The 21422-nt window shown below is 37.4% G+C and carries 14 protein-coding genes; 11 read left to right on the forward strand and 3 right to left on the reverse strand.

Going from position 1 to position 21422, the window contains the following annotated elements; genetic code table 11:
- Positions 1 to 44: 44 nt before the first annotated feature.
- From ACR9EA_RS02045 to ACR9EA_RS02055, 3 genes are all read right to left on the reverse strand, one after another.
- Positions 45 to 383, reverse strand: coding sequence for a P-II family nitrogen regulator (locus ACR9EA_RS02045; RefSeq protein ID WP_435136800.1), 339 nt, complete (start codon positions 381 to 383; stop codon positions 45 to 47).
- A 124-nt stretch (positions 384 to 507) separates the two neighbouring features.
- The gene (locus tag ACR9EA_RS02050; protein WP_435136802.1) at positions 508 to 1809 is read right to left on the reverse strand and encodes an ammonium transporter; all 1302 of its coding nucleotides are present in this window, start codon (positions 1807 to 1809) and stop codon (positions 508 to 510) included.
- A 74-nt stretch (positions 1810 to 1883) separates the two neighbouring features.
- Positions 1884 to 2936 (reverse strand): porin, encoded by a 1053-nt coding sequence (locus tag ACR9EA_RS02055; protein ID WP_435136805.1) that lies wholly within the window; start codon positions 2934 to 2936, stop codon positions 1884 to 1886.
- Positions 2937 to 3386: 450 nt separating this feature from the next.
- Between ACR9EA_RS02055 and gltB the strand changes: the two genes are divergently transcribed.
- The 11 genes from gltB (at position 3387) to argC (ending at position 21419) form a co-directional block, all read left to right on the forward strand.
- Complete coding sequence (gene gltB, locus ACR9EA_RS02060) at positions 3387 to 7892, forward strand: glutamate synthase large subunit (protein ID WP_435136808.1); 4506 nt, start codon at positions 3387 to 3389, stop codon at positions 7890 to 7892.
- Between the two features lie 5 nt (positions 7893 to 7897).
- A complete protein-coding gene (locus ACR9EA_RS02065) occupies positions 7898 to 9364 on the forward strand; it encodes a glutamate synthase subunit beta (protein WP_435136811.1) in 1467 nt (488 codons plus the stop codon).
- Positions 9365 to 9816: 452 nt separating this feature from the next.
- The gene (gene ilvD / locus ACR9EA_RS02070; protein ID WP_435136814.1) at positions 9817 to 11502 is read left to right on the forward strand and encodes a dihydroxy-acid dehydratase; all 1686 of its coding nucleotides are present in this window, start codon (positions 9817 to 9819) and stop codon (positions 11500 to 11502) included.
- Between the two features lie 43 nt (positions 11503 to 11545).
- Positions 11546 to 13279, forward strand: coding sequence for a biosynthetic-type acetolactate synthase large subunit (gene ilvB / locus ACR9EA_RS02075; RefSeq protein WP_435136817.1), 1734 nt, complete (start codon positions 11546 to 11548; stop codon positions 13277 to 13279).
- Between the two features lie 2 nt (positions 13280 to 13281).
- Positions 13282 to 13809 (forward strand): acetolactate synthase small subunit, encoded by a 528-nt coding sequence (gene ilvN / locus ACR9EA_RS02080; RefSeq protein ID WP_435136820.1) that lies wholly within the window; start codon positions 13282 to 13284, stop codon positions 13807 to 13809.
- Between the two features lie 10 nt (positions 13810 to 13819).
- Positions 13820 to 15322: a ketol-acid reductoisomerase gene (gene ilvC / locus ACR9EA_RS02085; protein WP_435136823.1), complete on the forward strand. Its 1503-nt coding sequence runs from the start codon at positions 13820 to 13822 to the stop codon at positions 15320 to 15322.
- A 9-nt stretch (positions 15323 to 15331) separates the two neighbouring features.
- Positions 15332 to 16597 carry a threonine ammonia-lyase IlvA gene (gene ilvA, locus ACR9EA_RS02090; RefSeq protein ID WP_435136826.1) on the forward strand — a complete coding sequence of 422 codons (1266 nt, stop codon included), beginning with the start codon at positions 15332 to 15334 and terminating at the stop codon, positions 16595 to 16597.
- Between the two features lie 91 nt (positions 16598 to 16688).
- Positions 16689 to 18281 carry an NADP-dependent glyceraldehyde-3-phosphate dehydrogenase gene (locus ACR9EA_RS02095; protein ID WP_435136829.1) on the forward strand — a complete coding sequence of 531 codons (1593 nt, stop codon included), beginning with the start codon at positions 16689 to 16691 and terminating at the stop codon, positions 18279 to 18281.
- A gap of 356 nt (positions 18282 to 18637) precedes the next feature.
- Positions 18638 to 19255, forward strand: coding sequence for a GNAT family N-acetyltransferase (locus ACR9EA_RS02100; RefSeq protein WP_435136832.1), 618 nt, complete (start codon positions 18638 to 18640; stop codon positions 19253 to 19255).
- 2 nt (positions 19256 to 19257) lie between these two features.
- Positions 19258 to 20445, forward strand: a complete 1188-nt coding sequence (locus ACR9EA_RS02105) for an argininosuccinate synthase (protein WP_435136834.1) — start codon at positions 19258 to 19260, stop codon at positions 20443 to 20445.
- Positions 20442 to 21419: an N-acetyl-gamma-glutamyl-phosphate reductase gene (argC, locus tag ACR9EA_RS02110; protein ID WP_435136837.1), complete on the forward strand. Its 978-nt coding sequence runs from the start codon at positions 20442 to 20444 to the stop codon at positions 21417 to 21419. Before ACR9EA_RS02105 ends, argC begins: the two co-directional genes overlap by 4 nt.
- Positions 21420 to 21422: the final 3 nt, after the last annotated feature.

The raw sequence follows: 21422 nt of genomic DNA on the forward strand, positions 1-21422 counted from the left end.
AGTTTTTATAAAAGTAGTTTCAAATTAATTTAGTTTGTGTTTTTTTATTTTAAAGAGTCGCCTCCTTTTTCTCCGGTTCTAATGCGATAACATTCGGAAACATCGGAAACAAATATTTTTCCGTCACCAACATCGCCGGTTCTTGCTGCTTGGATAATGGTTTTAACGGTAATGTCTTCAAAATGATCGTTAACTACTATAGATAAGTAGCGTCTTTGAATGTCGCTTGTGCTGTAACTGATGCCTCTGTAAACGTGTCCTTCCTGTTCGTTACCAAGACCTGTAACATCCCAATACGAGAAAAAGTTTACGCCAACGTCGTGAAGTGCAGTTTTAACTTCCGAGAATTTAGACTTTCTAATGATTGCTTCAATTTTTTTCATGATTTCATATGTTTATGATTTAATGTGTTGAAAGTAATAAAAATTTTAAGATTTTTTTTAACGTTAAAAAGATGCCTTTAATTAAAAAGGCATCTTTTTCGTAACATATTATGAGTAAAGTATGTTATTCCAATTCTCTTTTACGTTTACCTGGGTAGGCAATAGAACCGTGTTCTGAGATGTCTAAACCGGCAATTTCTTCTTCTTCTGTAACTCTTAATCCGCCACAAGTAGCTTTTAGAATAAGTAATGATACATAAGTTAAAACAATGGCCCAAACAGCATAAGCTATAACGCCTATGGCTTGTGCAGCTAATTGAGCTACGCCACCACCGTTAAATAAACCAATACCAGTGTCGCCGTCTACGCCCCAAAGACCAATTACTAAGGTTCCCCAGGCGCCAACAACACCGTGTACAGAAATAGCACCTACTGCGTCGTCTATTTTTAAGGTTTTTTCAATGAATCCGATAGAGAATACAACTAAGATGCCTCCTATAAGTCCAGCTAATACGGCACCACCTTCTGTCATGTTGCCACAACCAGCGGTAATACTAACTAAACCAGCAAGAGCACCGTTAAGTGTCATGCCTAAATTTGGTTTTCCGTTTTTAATCCATGTGAATAATAAGGCACTTAAAGCACCAGCTGATGCAGCTAAGTTTGTAACCAATACCACTTGTGATGCAGCGGCAGAGTCGTCGCCTCCCCAAGCTAATTGAGAACCTCCGTTAAATCCAAACCATCCTAACCAAAGAATGAAAACTCCTAAAGTAGCGTACATTTGGTTGTGTCCGTGCATTTCTACAGGTTTACCGTTTAAGAATTTACCAATTCTAGGACCAACCATCCAAGCAGCTACAAGAGCAGCCCAACCCCCTAAGGAGTGAACAATTGAAGATCCAGCGAAATCGATGAATTCGGCAGGCATGATACCATCGGTATTGTTAAGCCATCCGCCATTCCATTCCCAGCCCCCTGCAATAGGGTAAATAAATGCAGTTAGTATGATACTGAAAAGTGCGTACGTCGTATATTTTGTGCGTCCTGCAATTGCTCCAGATACAATAGTTGCGGCTGTAGCAGCAAATACAGTTTGGAAGAATAAGTCGGCAGCGCCTTGAGAGAACACAAAACCGCCCCAGTGGAAGAATCCGCCTGCTTGATCTGCTCCGTACATTAACGAATATCCAATGAACCAGAATGCTAAAGATCCAACCGCGATATCCAGGAAGTTTTTCATGGCAATGTTTACGGCGTTTTTAGAATCTGTCATTCCAGATTCAACTAAGAAAAAGCCTGCCTGCATAAAAAACACAAGTATACCAGACAGTAGCATCCAAAGCATGCCCATATCGTCTTTAACCGCAGCAGCGACTTCTGACGCATCTTGAATTAATAAAGGAGCATTTAAAAGTATTGACATAATTAATAGTTTTTTTGGGTTAGTAGTTTTTATAAAGCAAATTGTTGAATTGCTTTGTTAGGATTTTTTAGTTTTTAGAATGCGTAAATAGCAGCTAGTACAAAAGAACTTAAGCTTTTTTGTGGATTCATGTCTGAGTCCATAAAGTACCAAGAGTCGTCAGATGCAGAGTCTAATCTAAGTTCTGGCTTAATAGTTAAGTTTTGAATGCTATAGCTTCCTGTTAAAGTTGCAGCAAATACGCTAGAGTCATCAACACCAGTTCCTATAGCTCCAAAATCGCCATCTTCAACAAAATATTCAGCTCTTAAACCGATTGTAAAATTGTCTGATGTAGAAAACTGTGGGTAGATCGCACCTCCAGCAAAACCAGTACCGTCGCCATCATACAATGCTGCATTAACACCTAAGTAAAAACTATCGGTAATGTTAAAGCCTCCTGTAAAATCAATTTCGTAAGCACCGTCGTCTGTTAGTAAGTTTAGGTATTGTCCTTTGTATCCAAGTTGGGCACCAAAGGCATATTTTCCTGTAGGGTTAAACTCTGTCAAGTCGGTTGGGTTCATAACGGCAAGCATTAAACTGAAATCTTCAGATAGGGCAAAGTCGGCTTTAAGGCCTGTATGGCTAAATGGGCCATAAGAGAATAAGTAAGATGTACTGTAGTTAAAGTTACCAACTGGCGAGATAACTTCGTAGCCTAAGAAGGTGTTAAAGTTACCAAAGGTTAATGTTACTTTATCGCTAACATTCCAGTACACGTAAAGTTGGTTTAAGATGTCTCCAGTCATAGAGTACATTGGAGAGGCAAATGTTGCATCTGTACCACGTGGTCCAAATACAAGATCTGCAACAAAGCCTACTTTTTCGCCTTCGTACGAAGCGATTAAGTTAGCCATGCCAAGAGCAAAACCAGGAAGGTTTGCGAAAGACGAACCAGGGGCTGCAAAACTTCCGTCGTCGAATGCTTTGTTTGGGGCATTAAAATTTGCACGATAATAGGCATCTACACTTCCGCTGAAGGAGAATTTCTTTAAGTCTATAATTTCTACTTTTTCAACAATGGTGTCTTGAGCAAAAATGCTAAACGTAGCCAAAAAGAATGCAAATGGTAATAATTTTTTCATATTGAATGGGTTTGATTAGTTATTGACAGGTCAAATCTAAATAAAAAGTTTTTACACCCCTAAAAAATTAGGGGTAGTGGTTTTATTTTTATGATTTAATCATTTTTACCCCTAAAAAAATGTGGGTATTTAAAATTTTATGTGCTATTTTGATTTTAATGGAATGGAAATTCAATAAAAATTGTAAGAATTGTTAATTTTTGTGAATTTAATGCAGGAAAAAACGAGAAGCTTTAAGAAGAGTTTTGAGGAATTAAAAAAATATTGCATTTTCTTAGTTTGAAAGCGATAATGAATTCGTAAATTACATCCCCAAAAAATTGTAAAAAGAAAATAAAAGTTTAACTATACTCATAATGTCGTAAAAATTTAAAGGCAATTATTAGAGTATATAGTATACTACTATATTAGTGCTTGCTAATAGCAAAAATTAACTAAAATTTAATGATTATGTTGAAGAAACAGGGGTTGTATTTGCCGGAATTTGAACACGATAATTGTGGGGCAGGATTCATTTGTAGTTTGACAGGAAGTAGGTCTAATGAAATTATTCATAAAGCATTAGAGATTTTGGTGAAATTAGAACACCGTGGTGCGGTAAGTTCTGATGGAAAAACAGGAGACGGTGCAGGTATTCTTATAGATATACCACATGATTTTTTTGTAAAGTATTGCGAATTCGATTTGCCTAACCGCGGCGAGTATGCAGTAAGTAATATGTTCTTGCCAAAAAAGAAAAATCAGCAAGAATTTTGTATAAAAACATTCGAAGCTTGTGTAAAGGAACAAGGGTTGAAATTATTAGGTTGGAGAAATGTGCCAATTAATAGTTCTTGCATCGGGAAAATAGCAGCCGTAAGCGAGCCGCATATTAAGCAGGTTTTTATTGGTAAGGGGTCTGATGACCAAACAGATTTCGACTTTAATTTGAAACTTTTCGCTGCTAGAAAAATAGCAGAACACACGGTTTACGATTCTAAATTATCGGAGTCTTCGTTTTTCTATTTTCCAAGTTTGTCTACAAAAACCATCATTTATAAAGGCTTGTTAATGCCGGAAGATATAAATGTATATTATCAAGATTTGTTAAACCCTGCCTTAGATGCTAAACTGGCTTTAGTACACCAGCGATTTTCAACAAATACCTTCCCGACATGGGATTTGGCGCAGCCTTTCCGCTACATGTGTCATAACGGGGAGATTAATACCTTAAGAGGAAATGTGTCTAGAATGTACTCTCGCGAAGAAATTATGGAGAGCGATTGGTTTGGCGACGATATTAAACGTGTTGTGCCAACTATTTTAAGAGGGAAATCGGATTCTGCTTCTATGGATATGGTGGTTGAATTGTTGTTGATGACAGGACGTTCGTTGCCAGAGGTTATGATGATGTTGGTGCCTGAAGCGTGGGAGAAAAACACAGAAATGTCTGATGCTAAAAAAGCGTTCTACGAATTCAACTCGTGTTTAATGGAGCCTTGGGATGGTCCAGCTTCTATTCCATTTACCGATGGAAGTTATATTGGTGCTGTATTAGATAGAAACGGATTACGTCCGTCACGATATACTGTTACAAAAGACGATTTTGTAATCATGTCTTCAGAAACTGGAGTGGTAGATATCGAGCCAAATAATGTTAAGTTTCATGGTCGTTTAGAGCCAGGTAAAATGTTCTTGGTGAATATGGATGAAGGCCGTATTGTAAACGATGAAGAAATTAAAGAACAAATCGCATCTAAGCACCCGTATAGAGAATGGTTAAACAATAACTTAATTCATTTAAGAGATATTCCTTACGGAAGCGATCCTATTGTACATGAAGAAGAAGATTTAGTAGTAAGACAAAATGTGTTTGGTTACACGCAAGAAGATGTAAATACAATTATTCAGCCAATGGCTCAGGGCGGAAAAGAGCCTATTGGTAGTATGGGAAGCGATACCCCAATAGCAGTGCTATCCGATCGTCCTCAGTTAATCTATAACTATTTTAAACAATTATTTGCTCAGGTAACCAACCCGCCGTTAGATGGTATTCGTGAAGAATTAATTACAGATATTAGTTTAACATTAGGTGCCGATACTAATATTTTTAAGATTAGTGAGGAACATTGTAGAAAACTTAAAATTCAAAATCCAGTAATTTCCAAGCAGGATTTAGATAAAATAAAGCACCACGATAAGAGTCCAGATTATCAAGTAACTTCTATTTCTATGTTGTACGACGTTGTAAAAGGCGTTAACGGACTAGAAAAACGATTAGAAGAAATAGTAGATACGGCCTCGAAAGCTATAGATGGAGGTACAAATATTATTATTCTTTCAGACAGAAATGTAAGTAAAGATAAAGCGCCAATACCAGCATTGTTAGCGTGTTCTTATGTAAATCATGGCTTGTACAAGCAAAATAAACGCTCTAAAATAAGTCTTATTATAGAGTCTGCAGAACCGAGAGAAGTGCATCATTTTGCATTGTTATTTGGTTATGGTGCGAGCGCCATTAACCCGTATATGGTTAATGAAATTATAGAACAGCAATTGCAGGCTCAGGATGTAACTGGTGTAGATTTTGAAGAAGCAGTTAAAAATTATAACAAAGCTGTTGGGAAAGGAATCTTAAAAGTAATGAATAAGATTGGTATTTCTACGCTTAACTCATACAGAGGGTCTCAGTTGTTCGAATGTATCGGGATTAACTCTAAAGTAGTAGAAAAGTATTTCCCATTAACACCTACGAGAATTCAAGGTATCGGTTTAAATGAAATCGAACAAGAAATCTCTAAGCGCCACGAAAGAGCGTATCAAGATCAAGAAATTGATGCAGATTTAGATTTAGAGATAGGAGGGCAGTACCGTTGGAGACGCGATGGCGAGAAGCATTTATTTAATCCGCTTACCATTGCAAAGCTTCAAGAATCAGTGCGTTCTAACAATAAAACAACCTATAAAGAGTATGCCGAACTTGTAAATAACCAAGCTAAAGATTTAATGACTATTAGAGGGTTGTTCGAGTTTACAAATTACGATCCAATTTCTATAGAGGAGGTTGAGCCATGGACCGAAATAGTGAAGCGTTTTAAAACGGGAGCCATGTCTTATGGGTCTATTAGTAAAGAAGCGCACGAGAATTTAGCTATTGCGATGAACCGTATAGGTGGTAAAAGTAACTCAGGAGAAGGTGGTGAAGACCAAGAGCGATTCTATAAAGCATCGGATGGCGATTGGAAAAACAGTGCAATTAAGCAGGTGGCTTCGGGACGTTTTGGGGTGACTTCAAACTACTTAACAAGTGCTCAGGAAATTCAAATAAAAATGGCGCAAGGCGCTAAGCCTGGAGAAGGTGGTCAGTTACCTGGTCCAAAAGTGAATCCTTCCATTGCTAAAACGAGAAATTCTACGCCTTATGTAGGGCTGATTTCGCCACCACCACATCACGATATTTATTCTATTGAAGATTTATCGCAGTTAATTTACGATTTAAAATCGGCTAACCGCGAAGCTAGAATTAATGTGAAATTGGTTTCCGAAGTTGGTGTAGGTACAGTTGCGGCTGGTGTTTCTAAAGCTAAAGCCGATGTGGTATTAATCTCTGGTTACGATGGTGGTACAGGGGCATCGCCTTTAACATCGTTAAAACACGCAGGTTTACCATGGGAGCTAGGAATTGCCGAAGCACAGCAAACTTTGGTAATGAACGATTTAAGAAATCGTATTGTATTGGAGTGCGACGGACAATTAAAAACAGGACGTGATGTAGCGATAGCATGTTTGTTAGGAGCCGAGGAATTTGGTTTTGCAACAGCGCCGTTAGTGGCTTCGGGTTGTATTATGATGCGTGTTTGTCATCTAAATACTTGTCCGGTAGGTATTGCGACTCAAAATCCAGAATTGCGTAAGAAATTCGAAGGTAAGCCAGAGCACGTGGTTAATTATATGTATTTCGTGGCTCAGGAACTTCGTGAAATTATGGCTAAACTCGGATTTAGAACAATAAACGAAATGGTTGGGCAGGTGCAAAAATTAAATCGTAATAAAGCTATAGAGCATTATAAAGCTTCGGGCATCGATTTAACACCTATTTTACATCAAGTAGAAGTTGGACAGAATGTTAAATTGTACAATACCGAAACTCAAGATCATAATTTAGAAACGCATTTAGATTTCGAAATTATTAATAAAGCCCATCCAGCGTTATTCCGTAAAGAAAAGACCTATTTAGATTTTAAAATCACAAACATCGATCGTGCAGTGGGTGCTATTTTGAGTAACGAAATTTCAAAAATTTATGGTGCTCAAGGATTGCCGGAAAATACACTTAATCTGAATTTCACTGGATCTGCAGGGCAAAGTTTTGGTGCATTCGCAACACGAGGTTTAACCATGATTGTGAATGGTAATACAAACGATTATCTTGGAAAAGGATTATCGGGTGCGAAATTGGTTATTAAAGTGCCAGAAACGGCAACCATTGTTCCTGAAGATAATGTAATTACAGGAAACGTGACCTTGTACGGAGCAACTTCTGGTGAAGTATATATTAACGGTAAGGCAGGTGAGCGTTTTTGTGTAAGAAACTCAGGTGCTAAGGCAGTGGTAGAAGGTATTGGCGATCACGGTTGTGAATATATGACCGGTGGTGTTGCTGTAATTCTAGGAGATGTAGGTCGTAACTTTGGAGCTGGAATGAGTGGCGGAATCGCTTATGTTTTAGATGCGAAACAATCTTTTAGAAAGAATTGTAATGCAGAGGATTTAAATTTAGATCCTGTAGTGTTAGAAGAAGATGTTGTTCAGTTAAAACAATTAATCGAGAATCATTACAATGCCACTTTAAGTCCGTTAGCACAACGTATTTTAGAGCAATGGGAAACATATTTGCCTCAGTTTATCAAGGTTTTACCAGAGGAATATAAGCAAGCTTTAATAAAATTAGAACAAGAAAACCTTGTAACGCAATAGATGTCATGGGAAAAACAACAGGATTTTTAGAATATAAACGCGAAATAGAGGCTTACGAGCCTGTAGAGCAACGTATAAAAGACTATAAAGAATTTACTATACCTTTATCTGAACCTGAAATTAAAAATCAGGGCGCGCGTTGTATGGATTGTGGAATTCCGTTTTGCCATAGCGGGTGTCCGTTAGGAAATTTAATTCCAGATTTTAACGATAAAGTTTATAAGGGTAAATGGAAAGAGGCGGCAGCAATATTACATTCTACCAATAACTTTCCAGAGTTTACAGGTCGTTTATGTCCTGCGCCATGCGAAGAGGCGTGTGTGTTGGGTATAAATGAAGACCCTGTAACCATAGAAAATATCGAGAAAAATATTGTAGAAACAGCTTTTAAAGAAGGTTGGATTGTAGCTCACCCACCAAAAGCGCGTACAGGAAAAACTGTGGCTGTTATTGGTGGCGGACCTTCAGGTTTGGCTGCTGCACAACAGTTAAATCGTGCGGGGCATTTAGTAACGCTTTTTGAACGCGACGATAAAGTTGGTGGTTTGCTGCGTTACGGAATTCCAGATTTTAAATTGGAGAAACAAATTATAGACAGACGTATCGAAGTTTTAAAAGAAGAAGGGGTTACCTTTAAAACCAATGCACATGTAGGAGTGAATGTTGATGCCGAGAAATTAAAGGCTGAATTTGATGCTGTTGTGTTATGTGGTGGTGCGACTGTAAGACGTGGTATGCCAATTCCGGGATCGGATTTAAAAGGCGTAGTGCAAGCTATGGATTTTCTGAAGCAAAATAATAAGCGAGTAAGCGGTCAAAAAGATTTAGGTGAAGAGATTTTGGCTACAGGTAAAAATGTAATTGTAATTGGTGGTGGAGATACTGGTTCCGATTGTATAGGAACCTCTAATCGACATGGTGCTAAATCGGTTACAAACTTCGAGATTTTAGATAAACCTACGGAAGGACGTCCAGCGCATCAACCATGGCCATATTGGCCAATGCGATTAAGAACAAGTTCGTCGCATAAAGAAGGTGTAGAACGCTTTTTTAGTATTTCGACCAAAGAATTTTTAGGGGATAAAGAAGGAAATCTTAAGGGGTTAAAAACCGTTGAAGTAGAATGGATTTTTAAACCAGGAGAACGTCCACAGCTTAAAGAATTAGCAGGAACAGAAAAAACTTGGGATTGCGAATTGGCCTTGTTGGCCCTAGGTTTTACAGGGGCAGAAACTACCTTGGTAGAGCAATTTGGCTTGGAGACAGACTTTAGAACCAATATTAAGGCCGATACTAATGATTACATGTCTAATGTGCCGGGTATTTTTGTGGCAGGAGATATGCGTCGTGGTCAATCTTTAATTGTTTGGGCAATCTCAGAAGGTAGACAAGCAGCTCATCATGTCGATAAGTACCTTATGGGAGAATCTAATTTGCCACTTAAAAAGGGAATAGATTTGCCTAGAGTATAATTAGTTTAATTTGTGCTTATTTTTTTAGGTCGTTACCTTTAGATTTAAGATATTTGACATGTATATGAGAAAAACAATTGTAAACATCATTTCTATTATTGTCGTGGAGATTCGTACTCTGGGATAAAGGAAGTGTGTTTACTATTATAATAAATTTTGAAGCCTTCCTTTTATCGGGAAGGCTTTTTTATTGCTGGTTTTTTAATGGAATGTGAATAGTTATGCTGAGTGAAAAATCAGTTAAATAATAGAAGGAAAAAAAGTGAAAAAAAATCAGGTATTGAACATCATATATTAATTGGGTTAAAATACTGTAAATCAATATTTTATATCATTAATATTTAAAATGAGTTTAGTCTGTGAGAATGAGATTAAATCTGTTAAAAAACCATAAAAAATTAATTTAGTACCCTTGTAAAGAAAGGATATAGCGTAAAAGCGTTTAAAAACATATGAAAAACTTAAAAAAGTACAGTAATACAGTAACTCAAGACGCAACATTGCCGGCAGCTCAGGCCATGTTGCATGCAATAGGGCTAACAGACGAAGATTTAAAAAAGCCTTTTATAGGCATTGCGAGTACAGGTTACGAAGGTAATCCGTGTAATATGCACCTAAACGACTTGGCTTTGCATGTTAAAAAAGGAACAGAAAATGCAAATTTAGTCGGTCTTATATTTAATACCATAGGTGTAAGCGACGGTATTTCTAATGGTACACCAGGTATGCGATTTTCTCTGCCTTCTCGCGATATTATTGCAGATTCTATGGAGACCGTAGTGGAAGCCATGAGTTACGACGGATTGGTCACTGTAGTAGGTTGCGATAAAAATATGCCAGGTGCCTTAATGGCGATGTTGCGACTAAACAGACCATCGGTATTAGTGTATGGAGGTACTATTGCTTCGGGTTGTCATAACGGAAAAAAATTAGATATCATTTCTGCTTTTGAAGCTTATGGGCAAAAAGTGGCAGGCACAATAGATGAATCAGAGTTTAAGGAAGTTGTACATAAAGCGTGCCCTGGTGCGGGTGCTTGCGGAGGCATGTACACTGCAAATACAATGGCGTCGGCAATAGAAGCTTTAGGGATGTCGTTGCCTTTTAACTCTTCAAATCCGGCAATTAGTAACGGGAATTTAAAAGAAGAAGAGTCTGTAAAAGCAGGAGAGGCTTTACGTTTATTGTTGGAAAGAGATATTAAACCGTCGGATATTGTTACTAAAAAATCGTTGGAAAATGCTTTTAGACTGGTAACTGTTTTAGGAGGATCTACTAATGCTGTGCTTCATTTTTTGGCGATTGCTAAAGCGGCTCAATTAGAGTTTACCTTAGAAGATTTTAAACGTATTAGCGATGCTACACCTTTATTGGCAGATTTAAAACCAAGCGGTAAATATGCAATGGAAGATTTGCATGCCGTTGGAGGAATTCCAGGAGTTTTAAAATATATGTTAGAAAACGATATGCTTCACGGCGATTGTTTAACAGTAACAGGAAAAACTTTAGCCGAAAATTTAAAAGATGTCCCTAATTTATTAGACGGACAAGATATCATAAAAACATTAGATAAACCCGTAAAGGATTCTGGACACATCAGAATTCTATTTGGGAACTTAGCGACAGAAGGTGCTGTGGCAAAAATTACAGGAAAAGAAGGTTTGTCGTTTAGAGGTGTTGCCAATGTGTTTGATGGTGAAGCGGCAGTGAACGAAGGCATAAAGACAGGGAAGGTTAAAAAAGGAGATGTCGTCATCATCCGCTACGAAGGTCCAAAAGGAGGTCCAGGAATGCCGGAAATGTTAAAACCAACATCGTCTATAATGGGAGCAGGATTAGGTAAAGATGTGGCTTTAATTACCGATGGCCGTTTTTCTGGAGGTTCGCATGGTTTCGTAGTGGGACATGTAGCGCCCGAAGCTCAAGATGGTGGTAATATTGCCTTGGTAGAAAATGGAGACATCATAGCTATCGATGCCGTTAATAATACCATTAATATTGAAATTTCAGACGAAGAACTAGCTGAGAGACGAGCAAAATGGGTAGCTCCAAAATTAAAATTCGAGAGAGGAGTGCTTTACAAATATGCGAGAACCGTATCGTCTGCATCAAAAGGGTGCGTGACCGATGAGTTCTAGTGTTCCTGCGTAGGCAGGATCTTATCAAAAGACGTTAAGATTTATGAATACAGAAACAATAAAATCAAATAAAAAAGCTACAGCCGAAACCGTGCGTATTTCGGGTAGCGAAGCCATAATAAAATGTTTGTTGGCAGAAGGGGTGGAGGTGCTTTACGGGTATCCAGGAGGTGCTATTATGCCAGTTTACGACGAACTTTTTAAATATCAAGATCAAATTCATCATGTGTTAACCAGACATGAGCAAGGTGCGGCACATGCGGCGCAAGGCTATGCGCGTATTTCTGGAAAAGTAGGTGTGGCTATGGCAACATCTGGACCAGGAGCAACGAATTTAATTACAGGAATTGCCGATGCGCAAATAGACTCTACGCCAGTAGTTTGTATTACGGGGCAAGTAGCATCGCATTTGTTAGGCAGCGATGCATTTCAGGAAACAGACATCGTTGGTATTTCTACGCCAGTAACAAAATGGAATGTGCAAATTACAAAAGCAGCCGATATTCCTGCAACCATAGCAAAAGCCTTTTATATTGCCAAGAGTGGTCGTCCAGGCCCTGTGCTTATAGATGTTACAAAAGATGCACAGTTTGAAGAATTCGATTTTAAATACGAAAAATGCCAGTCGGTTCGCAGTTATAAACCTGTTCCGGAAACAGATTTAAAGGCTGTAGCCGAAGCAGCACAACTTATTAATGCCGCTAAAAAACCAATGATAGTTTGGGGGCAAGGCGTTATTTTAGGTAAAGCCGAAGCTGAGCTAAAAGCGGTGATTGAAAAAGCAGGGATTCCTTCGGCGTGGACAATTTTAGGAGCATCGGCGGTGCCAACATCACATCCGTTAAATGTGGGTATGGTGGGAATGCACGGTAATTATGCGCCTAATATTTTAACCAACGAATGCGATGTGTTAATAGCCATTGGTATGCGATTCGACGATCGTGTTACGGGGAATTTAGCAACCTATGCCAAGCAGGCTAAAGTTGTTCATTTTGAAATAGATCCAGCAGAAATCGATAAAAATGTAAAAACCGACATCGCTGTTTTAGGCAATGCGAAATCGAGTTTAACAGCATTATTGCCTTTGTTGGAAGATCGTAATCACGACAAATGGCATCAAGAATTTAAAGACTTACATGCCGTTGAGTTCGAAAAAGTAATTAAAAAAGATTTACACCCAGAAAAGGAAGGCCTTACTATGGGGGAAGTTTTGAATCAAATAAACGTACAATCTGGCGGCGATGCAGCAATTGTTTCAGATGTGGGGCAGCACCAAATGATAGCCTGTCGTTATGCCCAGTTTAATATTACAAAAAGTAATATCACTTCTGGAGGTTTAGGGACTATGGGCTTTGCACTTCCTGCGGCAATCGGGGCTAAAATGGCTGCGCCTGAACGCGATGTAGTTGCTATTATTGGCGATGGTGGCTTTCAAATGAATATTCAAGAGTTAGGTACTATATTCCAACAACAGGTTCCTGTTAAAATCGTGGTTTTAAACAACGAATTTTTAGGAATGGTGCGCCAATGGCAGCAGTTGTTTTTCGATAAGCGTTACGCTTCAACCGAAATGACAAATCCAGATTTTGTTACCATCGCTAAAGGATATCATATAGAAGCTAAACGCGTGAGCAAGCGCGAAGAATTGGCCGATGCTGTAGCAGAAATGATGGCTTGCAAAGGCGCTTATTTTTTAGAGGTTTGCGTAGAGAAGGAAGATAATGTTTTCCCTATGATACCAACAGGAGCTTCAGTTTCAGATGTTAGATTAAGTTAATTATGGAAGAGACAGTACAGACATTCACCATATCTATTTATACCGAAAATAATATCGGACTTTTAAATAGAATTTCAGCAATTTTTCAGCGTAGACATATTAATGTAGAAAGTTTAAACACCTCTATCTCGGAGATTGAAGGCGTTTCTAGATTTACCATTGTTGTAAATTTAACTGAAGCGCGTATCAAAAAAATAGTAGGCCAAATCGAAAAACAAGTCGAAGTGATCAAGGCCTATTATCATACCGATGATGAGACCATTTATCAGGAATCATGTATGTTTAAATTACGATCGGATTTATTGTTCGAAGAACGCGAAATACAAAATATAATAAAAGATAGTAACACAAGAATTGTAACCGTTAATAAAGAATTTTTTGTGTTAGAAAAGTCGGGACGTAGACATGAAATCGATCAATTATACCACGATTTTAGTGCTTATGGCATCATGCAATTTGTACGTTCTGGACGCATAGCAGTAACTAAAGAAGAAATGAAAATATCACAAATGTTAGCAGCATTTAATTAATTTTAAAAAAATGGCAAATTATTTTAACACCTTATCATTAAGAAAACAATTAGAGCAATTATCGAAATGTCGTTTTATGGCATCTTCAGAATTTGAAGATGGAGTAAATGCGTTAAAAGGAAAGAAAATCGTTATTGTAGGATGTGGGGCACAAGGGTTAAACCAAGGTCTTAATATGAGAGATTCTGGTTTAGACATATCTTATGCTTTACGCGCAGCTGCAATTGAAGAAAAAAGAGCATCTTATGTAAACGCGACCGAGAATAATTTTAACGTAGGAACCTACGAAGATTTAATTCCAACTGCCGATGTGGTGTTAAATTTAACTCCAGATAAACAACATACTAATGTAGTAAATACAGTAATGCCTTTAATGAAGAAAGGAGCAACATTATCGTATTCTCACGGATTTAATATTGTAGAAGAAGGTACACAAGTACGTGAAGATTTAACGGTTATAATGGTAGCGCCAAAATGTCCTGGAACAGAAGTGCGCGAAGAGTATAAGCGTGGGTTTGGAGTGCCAACATTAATAGCGGTGCATCCAGAAAACGATCCAGAAGGTAAAGGTTTAGCACAAGCAAAAGCTTATGCTGTGGCTACTGGAGGTGATAGAGCTGGAGTTTTGGAATCGTCTTTCGTTGCTGAGGTAAAAAGTGATTTAATGGGAGAACAAACCATATTATGTGGGGTGTTACAAACCGGATCTATTTTATGTTTCGATAAAATGGTTGAAGAAGGTGTAGAGCCTGGTTATGCTGCAAAATTAATTCAGTATGGTTGGGAAACTGTTACCGAAGCTTTAAAACATGGTGGTATTACAACTATGATGGACAGATTGTCTAATCCTGCTAAAATAAAAGCGTATAAATTGTCTGAAGAATTGAAAGACATTATGCGTCCGTTATTCGAAAAGCACATGGATGATATTATCTCTGGACATTTTTCTAAAACCATGATGGAAGACTGGGCTAACGACGATGTTAACCTATTAACTTGGAGAGCGGCTACAGGCGAAACAGCTTTCGAAAAAACGAAGTTGACTTCAGAAAAAATCTCAGAACAGGAGTATTTCGATAATGGAGTATTAATGATTGCTTTTGTTAAATCTGGTGTGGAATTAGCTTTCGAGACTATGGTAAGCGCTGGAATTATTGAAGAGTCTGCTTATTACGAATCATTACACGAATTGCCGTTAATTGCAAATACAATTGCAAGAAAGAAATTATACGAAATGAACCGCGTAATTTCTGATACAGCAGAATATGGTTGTTATTTATTCGATCATGCAGCGAAGCCTTTATTGAAAGATTTTATGAAAGGCATTAAAACCGATGTTATAGGAAAGCCTTTTGCAACTTCTAATGCGGTAGATAATATTGAATTAATTGCGGTTAACGATGCGATTAGAAATCACCCAATCGAAGCAGTAGGGAAAACCCTAAGAACAGCCATGACAGCAATGAAAACAATAAAGACAGAAGTAGAAGAAGAAGCTTCTGTATTAGCTTAATTGTAATAGATGCAAACAGATAGTACAACATATTATCCGAGTTTAAAAGCAGTACAAGCAGCAGCCGAACGTTTAAAATCGGTTGCTGTTTTAACACCTTTGGTGCAAAACTTACAATATTCAAAACGATTTCAAGCGAACGTTTTGCTAAAGCGTGAAGATTTGCAGTTGGTAAGATCGTACAAAATTCGTGGTGCTTATAATAGAATATCTTCTTTAAGTGCCAACCAAATGGAAAACGGAATTGTATGTGCTAGCGCAGGCAATCATGCGCAAGGTGTGGCCTTGTCTTGTAAATTATTAAAAATTAAAGGCACTATTTTTATGCCGTCTCCAACGCCTAATCAGAAAATTGAACAGGTAAAAATGTTTGGAGAAGAGTATACAAATATTGTTTTGGTAGGCGATACTTACGACGATGCTTATCATGCGGCCATGTTGGAGTGCGAGCGTTTAAATAAAACGTTTATTCATCCGTTTAACGATAAAGAAGTTATAGAGGGGCAAGCTACTATTGGTCTCGAAATTTTAAGTCAGACCGATTGTCCTTTGGATTATGTTTTTGTTCCTGTAGGCGGTGGCGGATTAGCTTCAGGGCTGTCTACTGTCTTTAAACAATTGTCTCCAAACACCAAGATTATAGGGGTAGAGCCTTTAGGTGCCCCATCGATGTCTACTTCTATTAAAAACGGACATAATACCGAATTAAAAACGATAGAAAATTTTGTTGACGGAGCTGCCGTTAAAAAAGTTGGCGATAGAACTTTTTCTATTTGTCAGTCTACTTTGCACGATATGATTACGGTTCCCGAAGGCAAAATTTGCGAAACCATATTGGAATTGTATAATAAGGATGCCATTGTTGTAGAACCAGCAGGTGCCTTGAGTATTGCTGCATTAGATTTTTATGCCGACGAGATTAAAGGTAAAAATGTAGTGTGTGTAGTAAGTGGGAGTAATAACGACATTACAAGAACTGCGGAAATTAAAGAACGCGCCTTATTGTACTCTAATCTAAAGCATTATTTTATAGTAAAATTCCCGCAACGCGCAGGAGCTTTAAAAGAGTTTGTAGCCGAAATTTTAGGGCCGAACGACGATATTACATATTTTCAATACACCAAAAAAACAAACCGAGAAAACGGATCTGCTGTAGTTGGTATCGAATTAAAATCGGCTGCCGATTTAGAGCCGTTAATGACCAAAATGAAACTGAAAAACTTTTATGGTGATTATATAAACGACAAGCCAGATTTATTTCAGTTTTTAGTGTGATTTTAACTATTTCTTAATCAATAAATTATAATTGCATGTTAACTTTATACATGTAATTTTAATGCTACTAAGCATTAATTAACCACCAAATATGAATACATCGTTTCTAGAAATTCCAGAACAGTATCAAATTACAACAACCATACAACAAAACACCTATTTGGTAGGTGGTGAGTTAAAAACATGGTCTGGAGAAATGGCCAATGTTTATTCTTCTATTTCATCTACAAAACAATATGCTCCCACACTATTGGGGCAAATTCCTCAGTTAGGAAAAAAAGAAGCCTTGGAGGCATTAGAGGCTGCTGGAGAGGCGTACGGAAAAGGGCAAGGCGAATGGCCAACCATGAAAGTGATAGATCGTATTGCCTGTATGCAAAAGTTTGTTTCGCAAATGAAAACCAAGCGCGAAGAGATCGTGAAATTGTTGATGTGGGAAATTGGGAAAAATTTACCCGATTCTGAAAAAGAATTCGACAGAACGGTAGACTATATTTACGATACCATTGAAGAATATAAACAGTTAGACCGCGATAATGCTAAGTTCGAAAAGCAAGATGGCGTTTATGCGCATATACGACGAGGCCCTTTGGGTATTGTTTTGTGTTTGGGGCCGTACAACTATCCGTTAAACGAAACGTTTGCTTTGTTAATCCCGGCCATAATTATGGGGAATACAGTTATTTTTAAACCAGCTAAACATGGCGTGTTGTTAATGACACCGTTATTGGAAGCTTTTAAAAATAGTTTTCCGCCAGGCGTGGTTAATATTATTTATGGTCGTGGTCGTGTAGTTGCTACCCCTATTATGGAAGCAGGTCGCGTAGATGTTTTGGCCTTAATAGGAAATAGTAAATCGGCAAATGCACTACAAGATAGTCATCCTAGACAAAACAGATTGCGTTTAGTATTAGGGTTAGAAGCTAAAAATCCAGCCATAATTTTACCAGACGCCGATTTAGATTTAACAATAGATGAGTGTATCGCCGGAACCTTATCGTTTAATGGGCAACGTTGTACAGCATTAAAAGTATTGTATGTACACGAAAATATTAGGGAAGCGTTTAATAAACGATTTGCCGAACGTGTTGATGCGTTGCAATTTGGTAACCCTTGGGATAAAGGCGCTAAATTAACGCCATTGCCAGAACCCGATAAACCAGCTTATATTCAAGAATTAATAGACGATGCATTAAATCACGGGGCTTCGGTTTTAAATAAAAAAGGCGGTAAAACGGTAGAGAATTATATTTTTCCAGCTGTGCTGTATCCCGTAAATAAAAACATGAAAGTTTTTCAGGAAGAGCAGTTTGGTCCTGTAGTTCCGGTACTTTCTTTTAAAGATATAGAAGAGCCGTTAAGCGATATAGCCGATTCTAATTATGGGCAGCAGGTGAGTGTATTTGGGCAAAATACGCAGGCTTTAGCGCCATTAATAGATACTTTGGTAAATTTAGTTTGTCGTGTTAATTTAAATAGTTCTTGTCAACGAGGTCCAGATGTGTATCCGTTTACCGGCAGAAAAGACTCTGCCGTTGGGACTCTAAGTGTACACGATGCCTTGCGATCGTTTTCTATTAGAACCTTTGTGGCTTCTAAAGATAATGCCTATAATAATGCGATATTAAAGGAGTTGCTAGATACGAAAGCTTCAAACTTTATTAGCACCGATTATATATTATAAAAAAAATTAAAAAGTTAATTGATTTATTGAATAAAATTGTACATTTGATATATGATTCTAATAAAAAATAAAATACGTCCATCAAGTCCCGCAATTGCATTGCGCCGACGCCGCAGTGCACACTAATCTACAAGAGTTGTTCGCCTGAATACGTATTTCTATTTTTTTTACTTTGATTACATCACAATTTACATTTTACACACAAAATTTAGTTATTTTAAATAGTAACAGTTTTTCGTTACGCCCTATTTTATTTCGCCGCCCGTAAGGGTGAGTTTTAATTTAGGAACTTTAGGTGTGTCCAGTTCTACTTTCAGTACAATCTTTTTTAACTTTTTTAATTTAAAATCAAAACAATGGAAATTGTTATTGCTGACAAAACGCATAGTATTTATGCAGATATTATTTGTGAAACGATTGCAGAATCTGCTCGTGTAAGAGGGACAGGAATTGCGAAACGTTCTCCCGAATATATTATGACAAAAATGGAGAATGGAAATGCCGTAATCGCTATAGAAGACGGTAAGTTTGCTGGATTTTGTTATATAGAAGCCTGGGGCCATGGTAAATTTGTTGCCAACTCGGGGCTAATAGTACATCCTGATTTTAGAAACAGAGGGTTAGCAAAAGAAATCAAACATAAAATTTTTAACCATTCTAGAACCAAATTCCCTAATGCTAAAATCTTTAGTATTACAACAGGATTAGCGGTTATGAAAATGAATAGCGACTTGGGCTATAAACCTGTAACGTTTTCAGAATTAACAGACGATCAGACCTTCTGGAAAGGCTGCCAAACTTGTAAAAATTACGATGTTTTACAGCGTACCGAACAAAAAATGTGTTTGTGTACCGGCATGCTTTACGATCCAGATAAGCAACCTCCTAAAGATCATAAACCAATTAAGTCTAAGGTGTTTAGGCGTTTAAAAAGCATTAAGGAACATTTGTTTTTAAAAAAAGAAAATAAGTAAAAATGAAAAAATTAGTTTTAGCCTATAGTGGCGGTTTAGATACATCGTATTGTGCAGTACACTTAACAAAAGATAAAGGGTTTGATGTCCATGCGGTAAGTGTAAATACAGGAGGTTTTACTTCTGAAGAAATTGCAAAAATAGAGAGTAATGCATATAAAATGGGGGTGTCTACTTACGTAAATATAGATGCCGTAGCTACATTTTATAATAAAGTAGTTAAATATTTAATTTTTGGTAACGTATTAAAAAATAACACTTATCCATTATCTGTAAGTGCAGAACGTATCATTCAAGCTATCGAAATTATAGAGTACGCCAAAAGTATAGGGGCTAAATATATAGCACACGGAAGTACTGGTGCAGGAAACGATCAAGTGCGTTTCGATATGATTTTTCAAACGCTCGCTCCAGAGATAGAAATCATTACACCTATTAGAGATCAAAAATTAGCACGACAAACAGAAATAGATTATTTGGTGGCTAATGGTGTAGACATGTCTTGGGAAAAAGCCAAATATTCGGTAAATAAAGGACTTTGGGGCACAAGCGTTGGGGGTGAAGAAACCTTAACATCCGAAAAGCCATTACCAGAACATGCTTATCCATCGCAATTAGAAAAAACAGATTCAGAAAAAGTAACTTTAACTTTTAATAAAGGCGAATTTGTAGCTTTAAACGGCGAGCAAAATGCTCCCGAAAAAAACATTGAAGCTTTAAATACTCTGGCGTCTAAATTTGCTATAGGCAGAGATATTCATGTAGGAGATACCATAGTGGGGATTAAAGGTCGTGTTGGTTTTGAAGCTGCAGCTGCATTAATTACAGTAAAAGCGCATCATTTATTAGAAAAGCATACCCTTACCAAATGGCAAATGCAGCATAAAGATTATTTATCTAGTTTTTATGGGATGCATTTACACGAGGGACAATTTTTAGATCCTGTAATGCGTAACATGGAGGCGTTTTTAGAAAGCAGCCAAGAACATGTTAGTGGCGATGTCGTGGTAACCTTAAAACCATATCATTTTTCTTTAGATGGCATCTCGTCTAATCACGATTTAATGAAATCAAACTTTGCAAGTTATGGCGAAGAGAACAAAGGTTGGACGGCCGATGAAGCTAAAGGATTTATAAAGATTATAGGAAATCAAAATAAAATTTATCATCAAGTAAACAATAAATCATGATACAAGCAGGCATTGTTGGAGGGGCAGGGTATACAGCAGGAGAATTAATAAGAATACTCATGTACCATCCACAAGTAAATATTAATTTTATTTATAGTACCTCTAATGCAGGAAATCCTGTGTCTAAAGTGCATCAAGATTTAATTGGTAGTACCAATTTACAATTTACCAATACCATTAATGCCGAGGTAGATGTCTTGTTTTTATGTTTAGGACATGGCAATTCTACGGCGTTTTTAGAGAATAATAGTTTTTCTGATTCAACTAAAATCATCGATTTAAGTAACGATTTTAGATTGGAAGCCGATGCGAATTTTTTAGGAAAACAATTTGTGTATGGTCTTCCAGAGCTGAATAAAGATGCGATTAAACAAGCCAATTACCTAGCTAATCCTGGCTGTTTTGCAACTGCCATTCAGTTGGCCTTGTTGCCTTTAGCGGCCAATAAAAAGTTTAAAAACGACATTCATATTAATGCTGTTACCGGAGCTACCGGAGCAGGAACGTCGTTGTCGGCAACAACACATTTTACTTGGCGCGACAATAATTTTTCGTATTACAAACCTTTTACGCATCAGCATTTGGGAGAGATTAATCAGTCGGTAAAGCAATTACAGGGAGATTTTGATTCCGAAATTATTTTTATGCCAAATCGCGGCGATTTTTCAAGAGGAATTTTCGCTACCGCATATACAAACTTTGATGGCACTTTAGAGGAAGCCCAAGCCTTGTATAAAGACTTTTATAAGGATGCAGAATTTACTGTGGTTTCAGACGATAATATTCATTTAAAGCAGGTGGTAAATACCAATAAATGTATCCTGCATTTGCATAAACATAATAATAAATTGTTGATAACAAGTGTTATCGATAACTTGCTTAAAGGTGCTTCTGGTCAAGCTGTTCAGAATATGAATTTAATGTTTGGTTTTAACGAAGGCGAAGGATTACAATTAAAAGCAAGCTATTTTTAAAAC

It is taken from the genome of Formosa sp. A9, assembly GCF_051200825.1.
Classification (GTDB): Bacteria; Bacteroidota; Bacteroidia; order Flavobacteriales; family Flavobacteriaceae; genus Formosa.